The organism is Chroococcidiopsis sp. [FACHB-1243] (assembly GCF_014696895.1).
Taxonomy (GTDB): Bacteria; Cyanobacteriota; Cyanobacteriia; order Cyanobacteriales; family Chroococcidiopsidaceae; genus Chroococcidiopsis.
In genome coordinates, this window is sequence record NZ_JACJQX010000007.1 from 126,254 (window position 1) to 147,204 (window position 20,951).

Genomic DNA, 20,951 nt, shown 5'->3' on the forward strand with positions numbered 1-20,951 from the left:
TACTCTAAAAAAAAGCTTAAATTTGAGTCATATTGTGTGGAGGTTTGTACTAATTTAGCTTAGCTACTGTACTCTACAAATGTTCGCCAATGTTCGTGGATGTAACAATTGCTACAAAATTATTCAACTAAGTTCATGAGAAATTTATCTTTCAGGTTGAATTAAGCTAGAATTGCATCAGTCATCATAACTTCAGTTGATTTAATTCTGTCCTTTTTGCTTAAAACCTTTTTGCTTAAAAGAGTTAAGCCTTAAATTCAAAATAACATCTAGCAAAAATGTAGTTGAGAGCCAGTCCATTGCAAGCGCCGGATCGCCGCTTGGGGAGTGCCTTTTATCCTCTAGAGATAAATTTTGTTTGTAACTTGGCAACTTTCCACACTGGAGGATGGTTTTGGAACTCCTAGCTCAGAATAATTACCTGTCAAAAATGCATCAACCCCTGATTTTGGCTGTAGATGATGATGAAGATAATTTAGAGCTGCTGACTGAAGTTCTTCACCCTCTAAATTGTCATATCATCACCGCAAAAGATGGGCGCTCCACTATTAGCATTGCCCAACAGCAACGCCCCGACCTCATCTTGCTGGACATATTATTACCGGACATCTGCGGTACGGAAATTGCCCGGATGCTCAAGCAAAACCCGCAGACGCAAAACATCACCGTCATTGCAGTAACAGCATTAGCACGAGCCGAAGATCGAGAAAGTTTACTCGCAGCAGGCTGTAGTGCTTATATTAGTAAGCCTTATATGCTAGACGATTTAGAAGCTGTTATCTGTCGCTATCTGGGTTTGAATCCGACTTTAGCCGTTGTTTGACTCGCCTTGTAGTGTCTAAACCTAAAATGTTAGGAGCGCTATCCAAAAGAGCAACAATGCTAGTACGACCAGTTTCAAATGTACTGTTGCAAATTACGTCCACTACAGGTACGCCAATTGTCTGTTCAATTAAAGATTGCAGGTGCGGTTCTAAGAATTTGAGCAAGTTAGTTCTAACTTGTAAAGCAAGATCTGTCTGTTGATTTTCTCCTAAAAACTGTTCTAATCGGGTGATAGAGTCTTCTGCCAAGATTGTGACTGTTCGATCGACAATATGACAAGAAACTTGGGGCAGCTTGTGTCCGAGATGAGTACGGTAAAGTTCTATAACTTGCTGTACTAACTCTTGTTGTAGCTGCTCTAACGTGGGAGATAATGATTCTTCCATATCGTGCCAGCAGCAAAAACGAATAAGTAAATTTTCCTAAAATTTATCAGTATAAGCGATCGCATTAATCAGCCTTGAGATGTAGATCTTTTACAAGGGAGCAGGGAGCAGGGGAGAAGAGAGCTGAGGGGGCTGAGTGGTCTGAGGAAGCGGAGGGAGCAAAAATACCACTTACTACACCCCACACCCTATTTACTAATAGCCACTAGCCACTTAACTGTCAACTGTTAACTGTTAAAAGATAGCCAGAACGCGAAATTTAAGGCTGTATATGGCTACACTTTAACCTTAGTTAGCTATGATACGCGATCGCCGTCCAAATCTTGCTATTTCTTGCCAAAATCGAGAAATTTAATGATATATTTTCATTTATGACAATTTGTAGCTTTCATCAAGCAGAAGATTGTCAATTCTCGTAATTTTTGGTACACGTAGCAAAAATTACAAATTGCAGTAAAATTCAATGTTGTTGCCTGCTGTTGCTAGCTTGCTACTTACATTCGTACTGAGTACGAAGACAAGCAACCTACAGCCGCTAGTACGAGCCAATTCATCACCAGCGCCGATTATAGTCGCCGCTTGGGGAAATGCCTCGTCGTAGAAGCAACCATCTTTGTTGTCATATCGTGCAACAAAAATTTTCTTACTTCTACGACTCACCCCAAACGTATTATGGACATGCAAACTCGTTTTAGTTTCTCTCTAGAGGCAGATTCTTCTCAGCCGCTTGTTTTAGCTGTGGATGATAACGATGATAACTTGCAGTTACTTGCCCAAATTTTAGCGATCGCCGATTGCGATTATATGACTGCGGTTGATGGAACAAGTGCAATTCTCAAGGCAAAAAGCTATCGTCCTAGCTTAATTTTGTTAGACATGATGCTGCCGGATATTAGCGGTATAGATGTGACGCGAACTCTCAAACAAGACCCGCAAACTCAGGCAATTCCAATTATTGCAGTAACGGCAATGGCAAGAACTGAAGATAAAGAAAGTTTCATTGCAGCAGGCTGTGTAGAATGCGCGATCAAACCTTATGATATCGTCCAATTAGAAGCAGTAATTCGGAAGTATGCCTTTGGCGAAATTGGGAAGAGTCGATAGTTGATAGTTGATAGTTAATGGTTGACGATCGCAACCAAGAACGCTCGACGATCGATCTATCAACTACTAAACTAAGAATTGCGTACAGACGGCGGGCTAGCTAAGATAGCAACTGTTGCAGTCCGACCCGTCTCTATTTTAGTATTACTCAGAATATCTAATACTTCTACACCTACAACTTCCTCAATTAAGTCTTTTAGTTGGGGTTGAAGTGCTTGATCTAATTCTTCTCTAACTTTTTCGCCTAATTCCTCTTTACCGCTTTCTACTAGCAGTTGTTCCGGCTGAGTTACTACATCTTCCAGAATAATCGCAATTTTTTCATCAAACATTTGACAAAAAACTTGGCTTGGTCGATGCTCTAACTGAGCGCGATACAGCGCTTGAATGCGTTGCGATAGAGTGCGTTCTAATTGTCCCCGGGTCGGAAAAGATGAGTCCATGTTAAGAATCTAGCTGAATCAAACTTAGCGCCAAACATCTGCTAATAGATAGATGATAAAGATAAAAGGCACAGAATAGAAGTCGTAAGTCGTAAGTCGTAAGTAGAGTGTGGGTAATTGGTAGTTGATAGTTGACAGTTCTTGCCCCTCAGCCCCTCAGCCTCCTCAGCTCCCTCAGCTCCCTCAGCTCTATACTACTGGGGATAGATCAGAATCTTATAGGTATCAGGTGTAGGGTTGACAGCTCGTTCTACGGCTGCTGATAGTTGTTGTAGGGGATAGCGATCGCTGATTAAGGCATCAACGTCAATGCAGCGATTGAAAACAAGATCGACAGCAAGGCTTTGCAGGCGATAAGAAGAACTATAACTGCCAATTAAATCGATTTCGCGGCGATAGATAATATTAGGATTGAGGGAAATTTCAACCTCATCGGGAAATTCGGCAAAAAACAGCATCTTTCCACCCTTGCGAGTGCAATCGAGGGCTTGAGCAAACGCCTTTTCACTAGGGACGGCAAGTAGAGTTGTATCGACTCCCAAGCCGTCTGTTAAAGCTTGAATTTTAGTGCTTAAGTCGCGATCGCGCGCATCAAAAGCAGCATCGGCTCCTAATTGTAAAGCTTTTTCGATCCGCGATGGTAACAAATCGGTAGCGATCGCCCTGGCACCGAAGTATTTAACTAACATCACGAACATCAGTCCAATGGGACCCGCACCAGTCACTAATACCGTTTGTCCCGGGGCAATTTGTGCCTTTTTGACTGCTTTGAGACAGCAATTCGTTGGCTCGACAAAACTCGCTTGCTCAAAGCTAACGCGATCGGGAATCGGAATCAAGCCACCATTGCGGACAATGTGACCGGGTACTCTCACATATTCAGCAAATCCACCCCCACTAGGCACAAAACCAGCCGTTGTAGAAATATTTTTATAAATCTCACACATGGAGAAATTGTCATTCAGGCAATAGCGACAGCGCATACAGGGAATGTGGTGCATTACCACGACTCGCTGTCCTACTTGCCAATCGCTAACTTGGTTTCCGATTGCGGCGACAACTCCAGCCGTTTCATGCCCAAAAATGCGCGGTGGTTCGTAGAGGGGATAGCGAATTTTTTTGATATCTGACTGACATAAGCCAACAACCCGCACTTGCACCAAGACTTCATCCGCTTCAATAGCTGGTACGGGTAATTCCTCATAACTCAATCGATCCACACCGCGAAATACCTGGGCTTTCATAGCTTTTAGTCAATAATCCAGCACTTTAGAATGTAGCAGTTATCAGTTATCAGTGAAGAAGGGGTGTAGGGTGTGGGGTGTGGGGTGTGTGGGAAGTGTGGGAGGACACTCAAAGAATTTTTTTCTCCCCGCTCTCCTTTGTCTCCCTTGTCCCCCTTGTCTCCCTTGTCTCCCTTGTCTCCCAGCGACTCCCGACTCCCGGTTTCTTTTGCAAGCTAGAATCATTTTGGAACCGTGATGAGATTTGGTTATGTTACGGCGATCGACAGAGAGATTCATCGCCAGAACCGCCAGCTATCGCTATGATTAACTAACACTAAAAACGCCCAATCATTGCCACTGCTTTTGCAACTGCCACAATGCTAGGTGAAATTATCAAAGGGCAATACCAGATCGTCCAAATCCTTAGTAGTAGCGATTATTGTCAGACCTATCTGGCACAAGATCTCGTTACCCCCTCACCGCAAGCATGTATTGTTAAACATCTCTTGCCTGGACCATCCGGTCGCACTAGCTCGCTGTCTTCTCTACGGCGTGTATTTACTCGTGAAGTCGCAGCACTAGAAAAATTGAGTACTTATTCCCAAGTACCGCAACTGTTAAACTATTTCGAGTTAGATCAACAATTTTATCTGGTATTAGAATACATTCACGGACAACCACTGAATCGAGTTTTGGCTCCAGGAGTACGCTGGAGTGAAACCCAAGTCATCGATTTTTTACAGGAAGTCCTTACTATTCTAGAAGTGATTCACGCCCACGGGCTAATTCACCGCGATATTAAACCCAGTAACTTAATTCAGCGTGACAGCGACAGCAAGTTGGTACTGATCGATTTTGGGTCGGTCAAGCAGGCATGGACGCAAGTTGTCACTGCCGCAGGACAAACCAATGCCAACTTTGCTATGGGAATTCCAGCAACAATGGCGATCGGCACACCGGGCTATATGCCCAGCGAACAAAGCCGAGGTCGTCCTCGCCCGAATAGCGACATTTATGCCTTGGGGATGATTGCCATCCAAGCGTTGACTGGAATGCAACCAACAATGCTCCTAGAAGATGCCGACAGTGGGGAAGTCATTTGGCAACATCTCACAAATGTCACTCTAGCTTTGGGATCGATTTTGAATCAAATGGTACGCTACCATTTCACCGAGCGCTACCAATCAGCAACTGAAGTCCTAGCGGATCTCCAACCACTCCTACCAACAGCAGCACTGTCACAACCAACACCTATCTCAAGAAGTTCTGCCCCAAATTCTGCCTCAACTGCTCCAAATTCTGGTAGTCACCATGCATCGGCGGTGAATGGATCGGGAACGAAGTCGAGAAGAACATCAACTGGAGGGCAGCAACAGATAGCGCTATGGTTGGGGATGGCAATTGGCATTACTTCGGCGCTAGGATTAATTCTAGGCTTGTATTACGCTCTTCGACCAGGATCGAAGGCTGTGCCACCGATCGCGCCACCTAAAGCACAATTTGCCGCGATCGCCTCGAATCGGCTTTCCGATCGCTATACGTTGACTCAAACTTTAACCGGACACACAGATTCAGTATGGGCGATCGCTGTCAGCGAAGATGGACGTACGTTAGTTAGTGGTAGTGCAGATAAAACGATTAAGGTATGGGATCTACAAACTAGAGAATTACAGCGCACGCTTACCGGGCATACAGATACAGTACGGGCGATCGCTCTGAGTCAAGATGGACAAATTTTGGTGAGCGGTGGCGGCGAAAAAACGGTACGGCTGTGGAATATCACAACAGGCAGACCCTTGGGAAGGCTACTCGGACATGGGGGACCTGTATGGACTGTTGCCATCAGTCAAGACGGACAGACGCTTTTTAGTGCGGGAGAAGATGGAACTGTCAAGCTGTGGAACGCCCAGAACGGACAACTGCATCGCACGCTTCCAGCACACGATCGCCGGGTGTTTTCCTTGGCTGTAAGTCCTAACGGGCAAACTTTTGCTACTGGCAGCATCGATCGCACGATTAAGTTATGGGATTTAGCTACAGGAAGACTACTACGCACGCTGACCGGGCATACTGATGCAGTCAGGGCAATTACCTTTAGCCCCGACGGACAACATCTGGCTAGCACGAGTTGGGATAAAACCGTGAAGATTTGGAACTGGCGAACTGGAGAGCAACTACAAACGCTGGCAGAACACGAGCATAGAACTGTTGCGATTGCTTACGGTAATGATGGTAACACCCTAATGAGTGCAAGCCTCGATCGCACGATCAAAATTTGGCAGCCGCAATCGGGGCAACTCCTACACGATCTACTAGCTCACACCGACTGGGTATTGGCGATCGTGCCTAGCCCCAGAGGTCAAACTTTGGTCAGCAGCAGCAAAGATCGGACAATCAAAATTTGGGAATAGCAAGTTGTCATTGGTCATTGGCAAATTATAAGTTCTTCCCTACTCCCTACTCCCTGCTCCCTACTCCTTAATGACTGAATGAATTCTCAATTTCATACCGATGTCCTAGTCGTTGGCGGTGGTACTGGTGGTACGGCTGCGGCAATTCAAGCAGCGCGATCTGGTGCAAAAACAATGCTGGTCAGTGAATTTCCTTGGTTAGGAGGTATGCTGACATCAGCTGGAGTATCGGTTCCTGATGGTAACGAATTGGTAGCATGGCAAACAGGCTTGTGGGGAGCATTTTTGCGGGAATTGCAGCAATGCCAGCCGGAAGGATTAGACCATAGCTGGGTGAGCTTTTTTAGCTTCGACCCGCGTATAGGAGCGCAGATTTTTGCTCGATGGGTACAAGAATTGCCTAACTTGAATTGGCTGGTGGGACAAGTACCGCAAGCCGTTTTACGCCAAGGCGATCGCATTTTTGGGGTAGAATTTGCAGAGTTTACGGTTACTGCCGAAATTACCATTGATGCTACGGAGTTAGGGGATTTAGTGGCTTTAGCCGAGATTCCGTACCGTTGGGGATGGGAATGGCGATCGCAATGGGGAGAACCCAGCGCCCCAATTGCTCCAAACGAGCTAACGACAAAATACCCAGTTCAAGCGCCCACTTGGGTAGGACTCATGCAAGATTTTGGGGATGCGATCGCTCCAGTTATTCTCCCACCACCGTCATACAGTCCAGAAATATTTGCTGAAGCTTGGGAAAGCTACGGAGCCGAACAATTTCTTGACTACGGGCGTTTACCAGGCGATTTATTCATGCTCAATTGGCCCATCTGCGGCAACGACTACGGCGAAGGTTTAGACCGACTAGTTACCTCCACCACGGCTAGATCTGAGTTTCTGCAAGAAAGTTTGTGGCATACGCAGGGCTTCTTACACTATATTCAAACCCAACTTGGAAGGCGATATGGTTTGGCTGAAGGTGTATTTCCTTTCTATGCCAATCGTGTAGGGGCGCACAGCCGTGCGCCCCTACACCACAGTGGTGCATACGCTCTCCACCCTTACTACCGTGAGAGTCGGCGCGTTGTTGGCATGGCTACGGTGCGAGAACAGGATATTTTGCCCTTAGCTGAAGGTCGAGTCGCTGCTTTACCAGTCGATAGTACAGGTATCAACGCGATCGCAATTGGTAACTATGCCAACGACCACCACTACCCAGGTTTCGATTTTCCCCTACGATCGAAATCCATTCGCTGGGGAGGGCGCTGGACGGGAACGCCTTTTACCATACCCTATCATTGTCTAATTCCGGCAGCGATCGACGGCTTCTTAGCGTGTGAAAAGAATATTTCTGTCTCTCACATTGCCAATGGTGCGACGCGCTTGCAGCCAGTGGTGATGAATCTCGGACAGGCTGCTGGAATGGCAGCAGCCATGTGTATTTCTAGGGGTTGTCAGCCGCGCGAATTACCCGTAAGAGACTTACAAGAAGCTCTATTACAAGAGCCGCGCTGTCCGGCGGCGATCGTGCCTTTATTCAATTCATCACCCGCATCTCCTGACTGGTTAGAATGGCAACGCTACTACCTCGATCGCCCAGAGGAGTATCCGGCTAGCGGGAATCATTGGGGTAAGAAAGGACAGGGAGACAAGGGAGACAAGGGAGACAAGGGGGACAAGGGAGCAACTACCAATGACCTATTACCCATTACCCATTACTCAGGTATTTTCCATCGTCGGGACGTGCAAGACTATACATTGACTATATCCATGCCTGAAGAATTGCAGGGACAAGATTGGACGCTGGTAACTTTGCGATCGCCCATTGACGAAAAACTAGAAATCTACCCAGATAACCAACCGATCTCGGTTTACGGGCGGTTAAACCATGCAGGTAGATGGTTGTTGGTAGAAAAAATTGAGCCGACAGTCAACCATTAAACATTAACTAACAATTGCCAAATTAAAGCGAGCAATATAGCTGCGATCGCCCCAATTAGCGTATTCAAAAAATTGACAACATCATGAGTTAGCCAACTAACTTTACCTTCTACCGTTGCGCCAATTAAGCTTTCAATATTAGTGGCAATAAAGGCAGCGATGACACACCAGAGTATGCCTAGTAAATCGATTAAACCGAGTCCCCAAGCTAGCATGGCGATCGCTACCGAACCCGCTACACCAGCCAACGTCCCCTCTAAGCTGACAGCCCCTTCCGTTCCTCTTGCCACGGGTTGTAGAGTCGTAATTAAAAATGTCCTCTGACCGTAAGCTTTTCCAACTTCGCTAGCACAGGTATCGGAAAGTTTGGTGCTGAAACTCGCGACAAAACCTAATAATAGTAGAGATACAATCGGACTTGAATGAGCCACAAAGGTAGTCGCATTAGCAAAACTTAACGAAGTTATCGCGATTCCTACTGCACACAGCGCCCCTGTCAGAGCTGAACTCCAGACATTTTCTGGTCCCCTCGCACCAGAACGTTTTTCTGCAATTCCTTCTGCTTCCTTTTGTGCCATACCGATGTATGTCACAGCAGAACCAACGAGAAAATAGAACACGACAACTAATTCACCCTGCCAACCTACACTCAAGTACAAGAGAACACCCAAGAACAAAGCGTGCAATAGCCCAGCCGGAGTTAGCAATTTTTTGGGAGCAATCCAGGCTACACCCAGCAAAACTGTATGCACCCCGACAGCAACTAGTACGGAATTGAGGAACGATGAATTTGAAAACATCAAGGATAAATTAGTAGTCATCTGAATTTTGCCAGAATATTGAAAAACTTATGAATCAAACTATTTTTCACCTTGCCTTTCCCATTACCGACATTGCCCAGACAAAAGCCTTCTACATCGATGGTTTGGGCTGCATTCCCGGTCGTGAAACTCACCATGCTTTGATTTTAAATCTTTACGGGCATCAGCTAGTAGCTCATATGACTAAAGAGCCTCTGGCTCCACAGCGTGGTGTCTATCCCAGACACTTTGGTTTAATTTTTTCCTCTAAATTGGAATGGGAAAATTTATTAGAGCGATCGCAACACCAGCACCTCAAATTTAGAGAAACACCCAAACAGCGCTTTGTTGATTCTCCTCTAGAACACTATACGTTCTTCCTAGAAGATCCGTTTTATAACCTAATGGAATTTAAATACTACCGGAATTTGGAAGCGGTTTTTGGTAGTTACAACAGCGCTCGTATCGGAGATTTAGTTTAGAAATTTAACTCGTTCAAGAAATAAGTTATTTCAATTTAGACTTAACTAAATCTTGCAGCACCAATTGCTATTTCACACAACTTCAAAATTTTGACTAAAGTTTGACTTTTGACTTTTAAATTTTGACTTTAGAAATCTTTGGTGATTCTAATCGCACGTTTCTCCCACTATTATCAGTACGATAAATCCATTTTTGGCTACCGTCCGACACCACAACCCGCCAACCTTCAACGATCGCCTGCGAGCAAATTTCTTCCGGTTGAGGTAGTCCCAAGCAACCATCAGACCAACTTTCACGACTGTATTTAGTCACTTTTAGTTTATCTAGAGAAATATTTTGCTGCTGAGACAAATCGGCAATGACAGCTTTAACGACTTTAGGAGGCACGCGATCGCTTTGACTGTTCGCGTCTACATTTTCAGCAATCTGACTCGGTGCAGCTACAGCACTAGAAATAAAATTAACGCTAAAACACAAAAATAAACTACAAGTCAAAATCAGAGTTAAAAAACTCCTTGTTGGTAGACAAGTTGCTAGATGAAATTTCAAAAAATCAATGGTTCTATAGTCCGCGCAGGTGGACGAAAGTTTGTGTGGTTCCGCGAATTTTATTCGCCTTTTGCAAAGGACAAAGATGTTAATTTTCATAAAGTTCCAGCGGTAAATTATCTGGGTCTTGAAAAAAAGTAAAACGTTTACCTGTAATTTCGTCTATTCTAATATCTTCTACTTGCACTCCTTGAGAATTTAGCTCGGTGACAGCGCGATCGAGATCGTCAACAGCAAAAGCTAAATGCCTCAATCCACAAGCTTCCGGTTTACTCGGTCTTGACGGCGGTGTAGGAAAAGAAAACAATTCAATTTGAACCGTATCGCTAACTCTTAAATCTAATTTATAAGAATTTCTCGCTGCCCTAAATGTTTCTTCAATAATCGAAAATCCTAAAATTTCTGTATAGAATTTCTTCGATCGCTCGTAGTCAGAACAAATAATCGCAACGTGATGGACACCTGTAACTTGCATAGATTGGCAAGGAGATAACTGTAAAGGCGCACAACCATGCGCCCATATACTAAGTTACCAAATAACAACTATTAACCTTATTCTTAACCCGCGCAGGCGGGTTTTGTACGCGGCTAATGTTGGGCAACCCGTTGCCCAACCGCCCGCTTCTGTGTAGTCGCGACTTACAGTCGCCCCTGTACAAGATTTGATCGCGGTTTTCAATTGGATGCAATACACGTCTGGTAGGGGCGCACAGCTGTGCGTCCCTACAAATGTCATCCACACAATCGAGAATTGCTATGAGATCAACCAATAATCAACCTCTGAAACTGTCGATCGCGCCGCAACTCATTCCATCCCGCATCAGCTTTGGCTTTTTCCCTATACTCGCTGGGATTGAGATAGATCGCTTGTTGCAAATTTGCCAAAGCCAAATCCGTATCCCCTGCGGCTGCAAAACAGCAAGCACGATTGTAGAAAGCATCGCCGAAGTCTGGCTTGTATTTAGAACCTGGATTATGGCTGGCGATCGCCTTTTCGTAGCGCAAGCGGACGGACTGTAGCCGATCCAAGCAGTCACACCATAAATTATCCAGAGAATACCAGAAGTCTTGCGGCTCGGCAATCTCTACCTCATTTTCTCCTTTTTGTTGCCAACCCCGATTGTATCGGTGCATATACTGCATTGCTCGGTCGTAGCTAAAAATTGCTTCTCTATACAATCCCAATTCTTGCAACGCCAGACCTCGATGATACCAGACCTGATAGCGTAAATTGCGATGATATGTTTTTGTATATTTGAGCGATTCGTCGTAATTGGCGATCGCTTGTTTATAACGCCCTAAGTGATATAGTGCCAAACCTCGATGATACCAGACTCGATAGGGAAATCCTTTGTAGTAATCTCTAGCACAATCTAAAGCTTTATCGTAACTCGCGATCGCCTCTCGATAGCGTTTTAACTCAAATAATAATAAACCTCGGTTAAACCAAGTAAAACCGTATCCCGGCAAACGTCCGAGAAATCGATCGCAAGCCGCGATCGCTTCTTGATAACGTTTTAATTTACATAGATAAAAGCTGCGTTCTCGTAAAGGAAGATATCGCCATTCTTTTAGTACAGCCGCTATATAGAAATAGATCGATGGAAATGCAACGAGGGATAGCAGAAAATTTTTCGTCACAATGCCAAATACGAATGTTGCTACAAGTATCCCCAGGAGTAAGGCTAGCAGAACTATAACTTGCATAAACCGATAGAATCAGCAAAATTCCTTTAAGAGTTCTGATAGATAGCTTTCCCCATACTGTAGAATTTGCCGTCAGTAGGTTCACTTAATCAAGATGCGCCGGAAATTTTTTGCTCCCCTAGCGATCGCCCTGTTCAGCCTAGCGGCTATCCTATGCTTATCTCCCATAACTCTCATAGCCTCGCCAACTCTTCCTAAACCCAATTCAAACTCTGCCGAAATTAGGGGAGTATGGCTGACGAATATTGATAGTGATGTGTTATTTAAACGCGATCGCCTCAGTCAAGCAATCCAAACCTTACATCGATTAAATTTTAATACTATCTATCCGACGATTTGGAACTGGGGATACACGTTGTATCCTAGCTCAGTTGCTGCAAACACCATCGGGCGATCGCTCGATCCCACGCCTGGATTACAAGGACGAGATATTTTACAAGAAATTATCCAGCAAGGACATCAACAAAATGCTTTACAGGGCGATCGACAACGCATGGGAGTCATTCCCTGGTTTGAATTTGGGTTTATGGCTCCTGCTGATTCCCAGTTGGCAAAACGCCACCCTCAGTGGTTAACTCGTAGGCAAAATAATCAGGAAATTTGGCTAGAAGGTAAACACAAACGAGTCTGGCTTAATCCTTTTCATCCTGAAGTACAGCAGTTTATTCAAAGTTTAATTTTAGAAGTTGTGACGAAATACGATATAGACGGAATTCAATTTGACGATCATTTCGGTTTACCTTCAGAATTTGGCTACGATCCATTTACCGTGAATTTATATCAGCAAGAACATCAGGGAAAAAAGCCACCTATCGATCCTCAGGATTCCGAATGGCTGCGCTGGCGTGCTGATAAAATTACGGCTTTTTTGAAACAGGTATTTCAAGTAGTCAAGCAACAGAAACCGAATTGCATAATTTCAATTGCTCCCAATCCTCAAAGAGTTTCCTACGACCTTTTTCTTGCAGATTGGGCAGATTGGGACAGACAAGGATTAGTTGAAGAATTGGTTTTGCAAGTCTATCGCAACGATCTCAAAGTATTTCTGAGCGAATTACAATATCCAGAAGTTGAAGCAGCACGAAAACATATTCCTGTCGGGATTGGAATTTTATCAGGTTTAAAAGGTAAATACGTTCCGTGGGGGCAAATTCAAAATCAAGTTCAAGTGACTCGCAGACATAACTTTGCAGGCATTTCTTTCTTTTTCTATGAAACTTTATGGAATTTAGCCAAAGAATCTCCGGAAAAACGTCAATTAGGTTTTCAAAAACTATTTTCTCTTCCTACAAATAGACCAAATACTTTAGTAGGATGGCAAACAGAAAATTCCTCTAGAAACGCTTCGTAAAGTATTTTCTATTGTTGTTTATATCGCTCAGTAGTTTCACCAATGCCAAATTAGCGAAATATTTGCTATCAGGTAGGGTGCGTTAATAACGCACCCTACCCATATTGAGATTTTTTCAATAATCAAACCAGATTCCTGTAGAAGGTTTGCAGAGCAACTGAAAATGGGCAAACTGAAATAGTCATGAAACATGCAAAATATAAAAAGCTATGATAAAAAAACGCAATTTGATGCTATTTGACCTCTCTATTTTAGGTCATCATGCAGCATACATTAAACACCTCATACAATATTGGGGCGATCGCCAGTTAGCGGATAGACTCGACGTAGTTGTATCGCCAATGTTTTTTGAAAAACACGCTGATGTTGTCGGTCTCGTTAACGAATATAATCAAAATACTATTCAAATAGTAGCGATCTCCGCCGCAGAAGACGCTGCGCTCAAATCTCGAAATTCCAAGTTAAAGCGTGCTTGGCGCAACTTTCAAGAATGGCAAATACTTTGTCGATATGCTAAATCTTTAAACGCTAGCGAATGTCTGATTATGTATTTAGATACTTGTCAAATTCCACTAGCTCTAGGATTCAAGTCACCTTGCAAATTATCTGGAATATATTTCAAGCCAACTTTTCACTATAGTGACTTTAGTAGCTACGTACCTTCTAGAAAAAGTTTTCTGCAACAATATCGGGAGAAAACTGTCATAGCACGGATGCTAAAACATCCCCAATTGAAGACTCTCTTCTGTCTCGATCCCTTCGTCATCAAACATTTGGAGCCATTGAATTCTCATGTAGCAGCCGTACATTTACCAGATCCAGTTCAAGTCGATCGCCATGTTTCTGAAATCATACAGCCAGATCTTCTCAAAACAAAATTAGGTATTGATGCTAATCGGCAAATATTTCTTCTGTTTGGTTCGTTTGAAGCCGAACGTAAAGGAGTATATCAAACGCTGGAAGCGATATCGCAGTTGCCATCAAATCTTAGCGCACAGATCTGTCTTTTAATTGTCGGCAATGCATATCCGCCAGAGCAAGCAGCCATCCAGTCACAAATTGAGCGAGTTCAGCAGTCACACCCCGTACAAATTCTGACACGGTTTGAATATATTTCTGAAGATACCGTACAAGCATATTTTCAACTTGCTGATGTCGTATTAGCCCCATATCAATGTCATATTGGTATGAGTGGCATTTTACTATTAGCTGCCGCAGTCCAAAAACCAGTTCTCAGTTCCAACTACGGTTTAATGGGAGAGATGGTTAAACGCTATCAGCTAGGGTTAGGTGTAGATTCGACGATACCAAGTGAAATTGCTCAAGGATTAACTCGATTTTTGACTGACGCTACAAGTTTAGGCGATCGCACTAGCATGAAACAGTTTGCCGAGCAAAATACTGCCGAGGAATATGCCAAGGTAATTTTTCAGCACGTGTAAGATTTCATAATTGTAGGGTGCGTTATTTAACGCACTCTATTAGTTAAGTTTCCTTGCTACCAGAACTAATAGACTGATGAGTTGTAGCAGGCTCTGATTTTGGCTTACTTACACCCATGCCTAAACTGCGAAAATAAATCCCACCTACAGTCACTAAAAACGCTACATAAGATATTGCCTGGACTAAAAATAGGTCATCTCGATAGCCAAATAAAGCTTTTAAAATTACGCCAGGGAATTGCTCGTCTGGTAAAATTTTCGAGGTATTCCATACTCTTGGTCCCAAAATACACGAGGGATTGCGGGTGAAGCGTTCGTAATAAAAACACAGACTTTCTGACTGTCGATTCAATTTGGCAAGAGTAGCAATAGCAGTATCAAAATGTGCCAGTGCAGAAACAACTAACCCCGCCACGATTAGCAATAATAGAACGCCCATAATTTGAAAAAATAGGCGAATGTTGATTTTTACGCCCCACTTAAATAACAAAACTCCGATCGCGATCGCACTCACTAAACCACCAATTGCCCCAATCGCCGGAAAAAAACCTTGTTGAAAATTGGCAGCAATAAATAAGACGGTTTCAAACCCTTCTCGCAGTACGGCAATGAAAATTAAGCTAAAAACGCCCCAACCCGCACCATTGTCTTGTTTGAGCGCCGCCGTCACCGTCCCTTCTACTTCCGCTTTCAAAAACCGCGCCTGACGAGTCATCCAAATCAGCATCCAGCTGAGCATAGCGATCGCGATAGCACTGAAGACTCCTTCCATCAGTGGCTCTACCACTGAAGTATATTCAGGATTTATTGTACCTAGAGCTTGAATGATGGCACTGAATAACAAACCCACCAACGCACTTGCGGCGATTCCAACTCCAACACCAGCATAAACCCAGGAGTTGAGTTTGCTCTGCTTGGCTTTCTTGAGCAAAGCCAAAACTATCCCCACGACGAGGGCTGCTTCTACTCCCTCCCGCAGGGTAATGACAAAAGTAGGTAGAGCGGCACTAAAATTCATTGGATTTTCTAAGTAATTTTATCCAGATAATTTCACAAAATCACTGATTGTTAATAGTCAATAGTTAATTGTTCGCAGCTACAAACTATCAACGATTGACCATCAACACTACACAGTACTACCGCTGTAGTCGCGTAGCATCTTTTTAATTTCGATGTTGTGCAGTTCTTCCGTTCCAATCATGGTACGGGCAAATTCCTCTAGATAAACGCTGGCATCTTCTACAGTATCGAGCAGTTTTTTATATAAATCTAGCGCTTTCCGTTCGTGAGAAAGACTTTCTTCCAAAATATTCCGTACCGTATGCTGGTAGGTTTCCTCCATCGGAGCAATTCTCAAGCTGGGATGTCCCTCTAAACCAGTTAAAATTTCTCCTACTTGCTGGGCGTGAGTTAGGGATTCGGTAGCTTGCAGTTTGAAAAACTCGACAATTGGAATCCGGTTGGGACCAGTCACCATCAAAGAGTAATGGGTATAGCGTACCACCCCCGCCAGTTCAAACTCCATGATGGAGTTTAGCAGTTCGATTGTTTGTTTTTGGTCGAGTTCGCGCATTGTTATTTGTCATTTGTTATTGGTCATTGGTCATTGGTCAGTAGGTTGTAGCATTTCGTTATTACCTACTGACGACAGACGATCTATAACTGTAACAAATCTGGGTTTAGGCGGAGGGATTAGATTTACTAATAACTTGCTGCGAGTTTTGCTCGATCGCTTTGACTAACTGAGATACTTCCTCGGGAGTATTGACAGGTTTGGCTGGTGGAACGGGAGAGGGCCAGGCTTTGGCAAGGTCTTTTAGACTAGTCTCTATTGTCTTGTGTGCTTCGGGGTTTTCCTTTGCCATTTGGTCGGCTATCTTTTGATAAAGGTTGTTGGCATAGATCACAAAACCACGAGAGTCTTGGTACTCAATCGCAGCTGAAATTTTACCATTGGCGATCGCCGCTCCATATTCGGAGTTAGCAGCATCGAGTAATTCGTTGATGACTTGAAGGTTAAATGCGGCAGAGGAACGCTCGTTTTCTGGTAATGCCGCGATCGCTCCGTCTACTGCTTGCATAGAAGCTGAAAAGTCGGCTTGCACTTTATCGGACTTGGGCTGAGCTTTAATCAAATCTTGCAAGCCAATCAAAGTTGTCTTAAATTCTTTAACATTGCGTTCGTTGAGCTGCTCTTCTACATCCACGTAGATTTCTTCTACTGGGTGTCCGATGTGGGGTTCTGCTTGCTTCGGTAGCTGTTTGTCGAGTAATTCTTTTGCTACGATTAAGTGTCCTTTCATCAAGCCGAGTTTGGACATGTAGTCTACATCTTTAGCTTCCCCAGTCAGCACCACATCTTCTACTGTCACCATGTCCTTAATTTTGTCGAATTGCTCTTGGGTAACGACGTTTTTGGAGACGAGTTCTTCGGGATTAGCGTAGGGGCGACTGGCTTGAATTTTATTAGACAAGGCAGGTACGCCCAACATGGCTTCAAATTTATCTAATTCTGAAAGGATGGCAGTATTGATGTTAATTTGCTCTTTCCCGCCGTGTTGTTGATGGTTGGGTGCAGAGGCGCTTGTATTCGTTGCAGGGGCTGGAGAGGGGTTATTACTGGTATCTGGTGTTTGTTGAGTGCAGCTAACAACGATCGCCAACATTGCGGCGCTGATACTGAGTAACAAGAACCGCGCGATCGCTCTAAGTCTGCGATCGAAGCTTAGGAACCAGGAATTTTTGTTTTGTGCCACTCTCTGCCCGTTTGGTAATTTCCGCAGCATTTTCAGCCTTCCTTAATTGAAAAGTGAGTTTTGGTGAAAATTATTGTCAACTGATTTGACAAAATCTAGTATTTATGCCTGACTAATCACGTCAAAATAGCCCATGCATCCTGCTTCGGCGATCGCGTCTTGATGGGGGTGAAACATATACTTGCCCGTATAGGGGTAAGCAAATTCTAAAATGTGACGTTCGGCTGTCCCCATCGTGATGACATCTGATTCGTGGCTGGGGTTGAGAGTCATGCCCGTGGGATAAACCTTGAAGAAGTTAGCGTGAATGTGAAATGTCACCGCCGGATCTAATTCGATCATGTTCAGCAAATAAAGCCGAATGAGCTGATTTTGGTAAACAGGTATTGGGTGCATGTGGTAGTAATCCGGCAAACCATTAAAGGCATACAGCTCGTTGTGCTTATCTTCATCTACATCAAAGCCACCCATGACTAAAACCATTTCATCTGCTGGCGGTCGTCCTTGAGGCGGATCGATGATAAACATACCGTACAATCCCTTGCCAATGTGACGGGTTACAGGCTCAGCGTGACAGTGGTAGAGGTGAATGCCATATGGCTTTGCCTCAAATTCGTAAACTGTTGCCGCACCATGCCGAATCGGACGCACGCCATCTTCTTCTGTAGGATGAATCCCATGAAAGTGCATTGAATGAGAATGCCCGCCTTGATTGAGAAAGACAACACGGATGAAATCACCTTGTTTGGCGCGTAAAGTTGGTCCTGGGATGCGATTGTTAAAATTCCAGGTGTTAAAAACAACAGCGCGATTGAGTTGAATCGTCGTGTTTTGAGCTGTAATCCGAAATTCGCGAATATTTCTGCCGTTTTCTCTTTTCAGCGTGCCGTAGTCGAAATCTCTGAGAACGGTCATGGGTTGCAAACCGCGATCGTCTGATGGATCGCTAGGTGGTATGGGTGGCACGCGCACGGCGGAATGACTTCGAGATGCCAAGTGTAGCCCTACAGCAGCAGCACCGGCAGTTCCTGCACCTGCTAACCCCCATTTCAACAATTGGCGGCGGTTCCAAGTTTTTGATTTGCTCAGAAAAAATTTGTTCGGCATGATATCGCCAGCGTATTGGCGGAATCTTTTGACAAATATTCGCAAATAATTTTCAGATCCTCTAGTATAGTTTTAGAGAAAATTACTGTCAATAAATTAATCAAAATTTTTGATACTTAAGATAGAGGTATGGTGACTTTTTGTGGAGTAAGGAAAGTCAGTTATCGGTGAACAAAGGGAGCAGGGTGTAGGGTTTAAATGTGACTTGTGACTTTTCTCCTCAAGATTTCCCTAGCCCCCAACTCTTCAAAGGAGCATCTTCCAAATTACAGTAGGGACGACTGTAGCTAAGTGGTGGTTCGAGGGCGTGTTCTAGTAAGAATTTGGCATCACCCATGACTCGTTCGGTTGTACCGTCGTAAACCACTTGACCCTGACTCAAAACCACAGTGCGATCGCACAAATCTAAAGCTAAGTCTAAGTCGTGGGTGGCAACGAGTTGAGTAATCGGCAGAGATTTGAGCAATTCGATCGATCGGCGACGGGAACGAGGATCGAGTTGAGCTGAGGGTTCGTCTAGCACTAAAATCTGGGGTTGCATAGCCAAAACACCCGCGATCGCAATTCTTTTTTTCTCTCCTCCTGAGAGATTCTCCGTACTGCGATGTCCGTACCATTCTGGATCGATGTTTACATGTGCCATTGCTTGCAAAACTCGTTTATGCAATTCTTCTCCCCGCAAACCCAAATTCATCGGACCAAAAGCTATATCTTCCCAAACTGTGGGCATAAATATTTGATCGTCAGGATTTTGAAATACTAGCCCGACAAAATTCCGAATTAATTGTAAATTTTCAGGCTGTACAACCCACTCTCCTACCATTACCCTCCCTTCTTGAGGCAGAATAATTCCGTTTAAGTGTAACTGTAATGTCGATTTTCCCGAACCATTCGCTCCAATTAAGGCAACTCGCTCGCCAGATGCGATCGCCAAATTCACTTTCCTAAGTGCCTGCGTACCATCAGGGTAGGCATAACTGAGATTTTCCACAAGGATCGGGTTGTGATGCATTTTAACTAGAGGCGAGAAGAGAGAGTTGCGAAGTTGAGGGAGCACTTCAAAATTCAAAATTTATAGCTCCACTTTGTACCAGATGTTACATGTAACGTCTCTACACTGATAACTGATAACTGGTCACTTTCTAAATAAATAAACACTTTGTCCTGCTAGCATCACAATTAAAGTTAGCGCTAAAGCTACAATGTCGCGTCTTCCTGCTGAGGGGATTTTTTCAACTGGAAATGCTCCCCGATAACCGCGCGATAACATAGCATGATGAATTCGTTCGCCGCGATCGTAAGTACGAATGAATAGAGAACCAATCGTATTTCCAATAACTAATCGCTGCCAGTATCTATTAGTCATTAAGTTACGACAGGCTGCTGCTCGTCGCATCGCGTTGAATTCACCTATCAATACACCCAAATAGCGATACATAGAAGCAATAGTTGCGACGAGTAAAGGTGGAATACGTAATTCTAATAAACCATTTAACAAAGCTGGCACTGATGTCGTTAAAGTCAGTAAATTTAACATCATTAGCGATAGCAACGCCTTCAGCGTGACGCTACCCAATACGGTTAATCCTGTGGTGGTGATTCGTAAAAATCCCCATGCCCAAATAACTTCGCCTCCATCCCGAAACAAAGTCCCGAGTAAAACTACACCTACAAAGGACAATTCCACAGCTATGCGTTTGAGCAGTACGGGTAAAGTAATGCGAGTGAGGAATAATAAGCTAATAACGGCTATGCCGTAAATTCCCCACGTCCACCAGCGTCCGTTGGGAGTCAAGACAATGGCAAAAACCATCAGTAAAACACACAAAATGCGAGTGCGTGGTGCAAGGGCGTGCCAAACAGTATTTTTGTGGCTATCAATATCTAGCTGAAATGCCCCAATATGTAATAGCGTCATTGGTCATTGGTTATTGGTCATTGGTCATAGGTTGCGTGTGAGTAGCTAGTCACCAGATCGTTATCTAGCCACTAGTCACTAGTCACTGGCTCCACTGATAACTGTTCATCGATCGCCTTCCTCGGAGGAGCTAGACTCACCACGGACAACTATTTTCCCGATTCCCCAGGCTAAGCCGAAAGTAGCTAGCGTACCGACTAAACCAGCTATGGGGGTTGCTATTCCTTCAGGAACTCCTCGCAGGGCATATTCATCGAAAATGGAGTAAAAAGGTAACTTGCTAGCTGGGGCATCCTCTGCGGCTTTGTCTTCAAATTTAAGGTCTTGGGAAACTCTGTCTAAGCCGTCGGGATCTTGGCTGGCAAAGGGAGAGAGGAAAACGGCAACGATGAGGGCAATTCCCAATCCAGCGATCGCAAAAGCACGGTTACGCGATCGCGTCAAATTATTACTCATACGGTAGTCTCGCTAAAATTATGTGGTGAAGCTTTTTGACGGCAACCAAACGAAT

23 protein-coding genes are annotated in these 20,951 nt (G+C 44.2%); 7 read left to right on the top strand and 16 right to left on the bottom strand.

Translation table 11 applies throughout. The features are described 5' to 3' along the window. The first annotated feature begins 430 nt into the window (after positions 1–430). The gene (locus H6G17_RS07465; protein WP_242038288.1) at positions 431–823 is read left to right on the top strand and encodes a response regulator; all 393 of its coding nucleotides are present in this window, start codon (positions 431–433) and stop codon (positions 821–823) included. On the opposite strand, the gene H6G17_RS07470 is transcribed toward H6G17_RS07465, so the two are convergent. Both H6G17_RS07470 and H6G17_RS07475 read right to left on the bottom strand, forming a co-directional pair. Next, positions 777–1,211 carry a DUF2294 domain-containing protein gene (locus H6G17_RS07470; RefSeq protein ID WP_192155693.1) on the bottom strand — a complete coding sequence of 145 codons (435 nt, stop codon included), beginning with the start codon at positions 1,209–1,211 and terminating at the stop codon, positions 777–779. The two genes, H6G17_RS07465 and H6G17_RS07470, sit on opposite strands and share 47 nt — an antisense overlap. 441 nt (positions 1,212–1,652) lie before the next feature. Beyond that, positions 1,653–1,871, bottom strand: coding sequence for a hypothetical protein (locus tag H6G17_RS07475; protein ID WP_192155695.1), 219 nt, complete (start codon positions 1,869–1,871; stop codon positions 1,653–1,655). Positions 1,872–1,883: 12 nt separating this feature from the next. Between H6G17_RS07475 and H6G17_RS07480 the strand changes: the two genes are divergently transcribed. Further along, a complete protein-coding gene (locus H6G17_RS07480; protein WP_192155697.1) occupies positions 1,884–2,315 on the top strand; it encodes a response regulator in 432 nt (143 codons plus the stop codon). Between the two features lie 71 nt (positions 2,316–2,386). Here the strand turns inward: H6G17_RS07480 and H6G17_RS07485 are convergent, their stop codons facing one another. The 3 genes from H6G17_RS07485 to H6G17_RS07495 all read right to left on the bottom strand — a co-directional run bounded on the left by H6G17_RS07485 (position 2,387) and on the right by H6G17_RS07495 (position 4,281). Further along, a complete protein-coding gene (locus tag H6G17_RS07485; RefSeq protein WP_192155699.1) occupies positions 2,387–2,758 on the bottom strand; it encodes a DUF2294 domain-containing protein in 372 nt (123 codons plus the stop codon). 194 nt (positions 2,759–2,952) lie between these two features. After that, positions 2,953–4,002, bottom strand: a complete 1,050-nt coding sequence (locus H6G17_RS07490) for a zinc-dependent dehydrogenase (RefSeq protein ID WP_192155704.1) — start codon at positions 4,000–4,002, stop codon at positions 2,953–2,955. 42 nt (positions 4,003–4,044) lie between these two features. After that, positions 4,045–4,281, bottom strand: a complete 237-nt coding sequence (locus H6G17_RS07495; protein ID WP_192155706.1) for a hypothetical protein — start codon at positions 4,279–4,281, stop codon at positions 4,045–4,047. Positions 4,282–4,361: 80 nt separating this feature from the next. Here H6G17_RS07495 and H6G17_RS07500 point away from each other — a divergent pair, with 80 nt between their 5' ends. Then, entirely contained in the window at positions 4,362–6,395 is a 2,034-nt protein-coding gene (locus H6G17_RS07500) for a serine/threonine-protein kinase (protein ID WP_192155708.1), read from the top strand. A 78-nt stretch (positions 6,396–6,473) separates the two neighbouring features. Further along, positions 6,474–8,327, top strand: a complete 1,854-nt coding sequence (locus tag H6G17_RS07505; protein ID WP_192155710.1) for an FAD-dependent oxidoreductase — start codon at positions 6,474–6,476, stop codon at positions 8,325–8,327. Here the strand turns inward: H6G17_RS07505 and H6G17_RS07510 are convergent. After that, positions 8,324–9,148 carry a TIGR00297 family protein gene (locus H6G17_RS07510; RefSeq protein ID WP_199316577.1) on the bottom strand — a complete coding sequence of 275 codons (825 nt, stop codon included), beginning with the start codon at positions 9,146–9,148 and terminating at the stop codon, positions 8,324–8,326. The two genes, H6G17_RS07505 and H6G17_RS07510, sit on opposite strands and share 4 nt — an antisense overlap. A gap of 29 nt (positions 9,149–9,177) precedes the next feature. On the opposite strand from H6G17_RS07510, the gene H6G17_RS07515 reads away from it, so the two are divergent. Then, positions 9,178–9,609, top strand: a complete 432-nt coding sequence (locus H6G17_RS07515; RefSeq protein ID WP_192155712.1) for a VOC family protein — start codon at positions 9,178–9,180, stop codon at positions 9,607–9,609. Between the two features lie 115 nt (positions 9,610–9,724). On the opposite strand, the gene H6G17_RS07520 is transcribed toward H6G17_RS07515, so the two are convergent. The 3 genes from H6G17_RS07520 to H6G17_RS07530 all read right to left on the bottom strand — a co-directional run bounded on the left by H6G17_RS07520 (position 9,725) and on the right by H6G17_RS07530 (position 11,866). Continuing rightward, a complete protein-coding gene (locus tag H6G17_RS07520; RefSeq protein WP_192155713.1) occupies positions 9,725–10,105 on the bottom strand; it encodes a hypothetical protein in 381 nt (126 codons plus the stop codon). A gap of 142 nt (positions 10,106–10,247) precedes the next feature. After that, positions 10,248–10,634, bottom strand: a complete 387-nt coding sequence (locus tag H6G17_RS07525) for a VOC family protein (RefSeq protein ID WP_192155714.1) — start codon at positions 10,632–10,634, stop codon at positions 10,248–10,250. Between the two features lie 287 nt (positions 10,635–10,921). Then, positions 10,922–11,866, bottom strand: a complete 945-nt coding sequence (locus H6G17_RS07530; protein WP_192155716.1) for a tetratricopeptide repeat protein — start codon at positions 11,864–11,866, stop codon at positions 10,922–10,924. Between the two features lie 94 nt (positions 11,867–11,960). Between H6G17_RS07530 and H6G17_RS07535 the strand changes: the two genes are divergently transcribed. Both H6G17_RS07535 and H6G17_RS07540 read left to right on the top strand, forming a co-directional pair. Continuing rightward, the gene (locus tag H6G17_RS07535; RefSeq protein ID WP_192155718.1) at positions 11,961–13,217 is read left to right on the top strand and encodes a glycoside hydrolase family 10 protein; all 1,257 of its coding nucleotides are present in this window, start codon (positions 11,961–11,963) and stop codon (positions 13,215–13,217) included. Positions 13,218–13,426: 209 nt separating this feature from the next. Continuing rightward, positions 13,427–14,659 (top strand): glycosyltransferase, encoded by a 1,233-nt coding sequence (locus H6G17_RS07540; RefSeq protein WP_242038289.1) that lies wholly within the window; start codon positions 13,427–13,429, stop codon positions 14,657–14,659. A gap of 43 nt (positions 14,660–14,702) precedes the next feature. Here the strand turns inward: H6G17_RS07540 and H6G17_RS07545 are convergent, their stop codons facing one another. The 7 genes from H6G17_RS07545 to H6G17_RS07575 all read right to left on the bottom strand — a co-directional run bounded on the left by H6G17_RS07545 (position 14,703) and on the right by H6G17_RS07575 (position 20,896). Next, entirely contained in the window at positions 14,703–15,677 is a 975-nt protein-coding gene (locus H6G17_RS07545) for an FTR1 family protein (protein ID WP_192155720.1), read from the bottom strand. Positions 15,678–15,785: 108 nt separating this feature from the next. Next, the gene (locus H6G17_RS07550; protein WP_192155722.1) at positions 15,786–16,232 is read right to left on the bottom strand and encodes a ferritin-like domain-containing protein; all 447 of its coding nucleotides are present in this window, start codon (positions 16,230–16,232) and stop codon (positions 15,786–15,788) included. Between the two features lie 106 nt (positions 16,233–16,338). Further along, positions 16,339–17,445 (bottom strand): helix-hairpin-helix domain-containing protein, encoded by a 1,107-nt coding sequence (locus H6G17_RS07555; protein WP_192155724.1) that lies wholly within the window; start codon positions 17,443–17,445, stop codon positions 16,339–16,341. Positions 17,446–17,517: 72 nt separating this feature from the next. After that, the gene (locus tag H6G17_RS07560; RefSeq protein WP_192155729.1) at positions 17,518–18,522 is read right to left on the bottom strand and encodes a multicopper oxidase domain-containing protein; all 1,005 of its coding nucleotides are present in this window, start codon (positions 18,520–18,522) and stop codon (positions 17,518–17,520) included. A gap of 220 nt (positions 18,523–18,742) precedes the next feature. Beyond that, positions 18,743–19,534 carry an ATP-binding cassette domain-containing protein gene (locus H6G17_RS07565; RefSeq protein WP_192155808.1) on the bottom strand — a complete coding sequence of 264 codons (792 nt, stop codon included), beginning with the start codon at positions 19,532–19,534 and terminating at the stop codon, positions 18,743–18,745. A 123-nt stretch (positions 19,535–19,657) separates the two neighbouring features. After that, positions 19,658–20,440, bottom strand: a complete 783-nt coding sequence (gene cbiQ / locus H6G17_RS07570) for a cobalt ECF transporter T component CbiQ (protein ID WP_192155731.1) — start codon at positions 20,438–20,440, stop codon at positions 19,658–19,660. A gap of 105 nt (positions 20,441–20,545) precedes the next feature. Then, positions 20,546–20,896, bottom strand: coding sequence for a PDGLE domain-containing protein (locus H6G17_RS07575; protein ID WP_015153979.1), 351 nt, complete (start codon positions 20,894–20,896; stop codon positions 20,546–20,548). Between the last annotated feature and the right edge of the window lie 55 nt (positions 20,897–20,951).

Excerpts from the sequence above, each read along its gene's own strand:
- H6G17_RS07500 (WP_192155708.1), top strand. The coding sequence starts at position 4,362 with ATGCTAGGTGAAATTATCAAAGGGCAATACCAGATCGTCCAAATCCTT.
- H6G17_RS07575 (WP_015153979.1), bottom strand. The coding sequence starts at position 20,896 with ATGAGTAATAATTTGACGCGATCGCGTAACCGTGCTTTTGCGATCGCT.
- H6G17_RS07515 (WP_192155712.1), top strand. The coding sequence starts at position 9,178 with ATGAATCAAACTATTTTTCACCTTGCCTTTCCCATTACCGACATTGCC.
- H6G17_RS07540 (WP_242038289.1), top strand. The coding sequence starts at position 13,427 with ATGATAAAAAAACGCAATTTGATGCTATTTGACCTCTCTATTTTAGGT.
- H6G17_RS07495 (WP_192155706.1), bottom strand. The coding sequence starts at position 4,281 with ATGAATCTCTCTGTCGATCGCCGTAACATAACCAAATCTCATCACGGT.
- H6G17_RS07470 (WP_192155693.1), bottom strand. The coding sequence starts at position 1,211 with ATGGAAGAATCATTATCTCCCACGTTAGAGCAGCTACAACAAGAGTTA.
- H6G17_RS07480 (WP_192155697.1), top strand. The coding sequence starts at position 1,884 with ATGGACATGCAAACTCGTTTTAGTTTCTCTCTAGAGGCAGATTCTTCT.
- H6G17_RS07550 (WP_192155722.1), bottom strand. The coding sequence starts at position 16,232 with ATGCGCGAACTCGACCAAAAACAAACAATCGAACTGCTAAACTCCATC.
- H6G17_RS07555 (WP_192155724.1), bottom strand. The coding sequence starts at position 17,445 with ATGCTGCGGAAATTACCAAACGGGCAGAGAGTGGCACAAAACAAAAAT.
- H6G17_RS07490 (WP_192155704.1), bottom strand. The coding sequence starts at position 4,002 with ATGAAAGCCCAGGTATTTCGCGGTGTGGATCGATTGAGTTATGAGGAA.
- H6G17_RS07545 (WP_192155720.1), bottom strand. The coding sequence starts at position 15,677 with ATGAATTTTAGTGCCGCTCTACCTACTTTTGTCATTACCCTGCGGGAG.
- H6G17_RS07485 (WP_192155699.1), bottom strand. The coding sequence starts at position 2,758 with ATGGACTCATCTTTTCCGACCCGGGGACAATTAGAACGCACTCTATCG.
- H6G17_RS07535 (WP_192155718.1), top strand. The coding sequence starts at position 11,961 with ATGCGCCGGAAATTTTTTGCTCCCCTAGCGATCGCCCTGTTCAGCCTA.
- H6G17_RS07525 (WP_192155714.1), bottom strand. The coding sequence starts at position 10,634 with ATGCAAGTTACAGGTGTCCATCACGTTGCGATTATTTGTTCTGACTAC.
- H6G17_RS07565 (WP_192155808.1), bottom strand. The coding sequence starts at position 19,534 with ATGCATCACAACCCGATCCTTGTGGAAAATCTCAGTTATGCCTACCCT.
- cbiQ (WP_192155731.1), bottom strand. The coding sequence starts at position 20,440 with ATGACGCTATTACATATTGGGGCATTTCAGCTAGATATTGATAGCCAC.
- H6G17_RS07560 (WP_192155729.1), bottom strand. The coding sequence starts at position 18,522 with ATGCCGAACAAATTTTTTCTGAGCAAATCAAAAACTTGGAACCGCCGC.
- H6G17_RS07465 (WP_242038288.1), top strand. The coding sequence starts at position 431 with ATGCATCAACCCCTGATTTTGGCTGTAGATGATGATGAAGATAATTTA.
- H6G17_RS07530 (WP_192155716.1), bottom strand. The coding sequence starts at position 11,866 with ATGCAAGTTATAGTTCTGCTAGCCTTACTCCTGGGGATACTTGTAGCA.
- H6G17_RS07510 (WP_199316577.1), bottom strand. The coding sequence starts at position 9,148 with ATGACTACTAATTTATCCTTGATGTTTTCAAATTCATCGTTCCTCAAT.
- H6G17_RS07505 (WP_192155710.1), top strand. The coding sequence starts at position 6,474 with ATGAATTCTCAATTTCATACCGATGTCCTAGTCGTTGGCGGTGGTACT.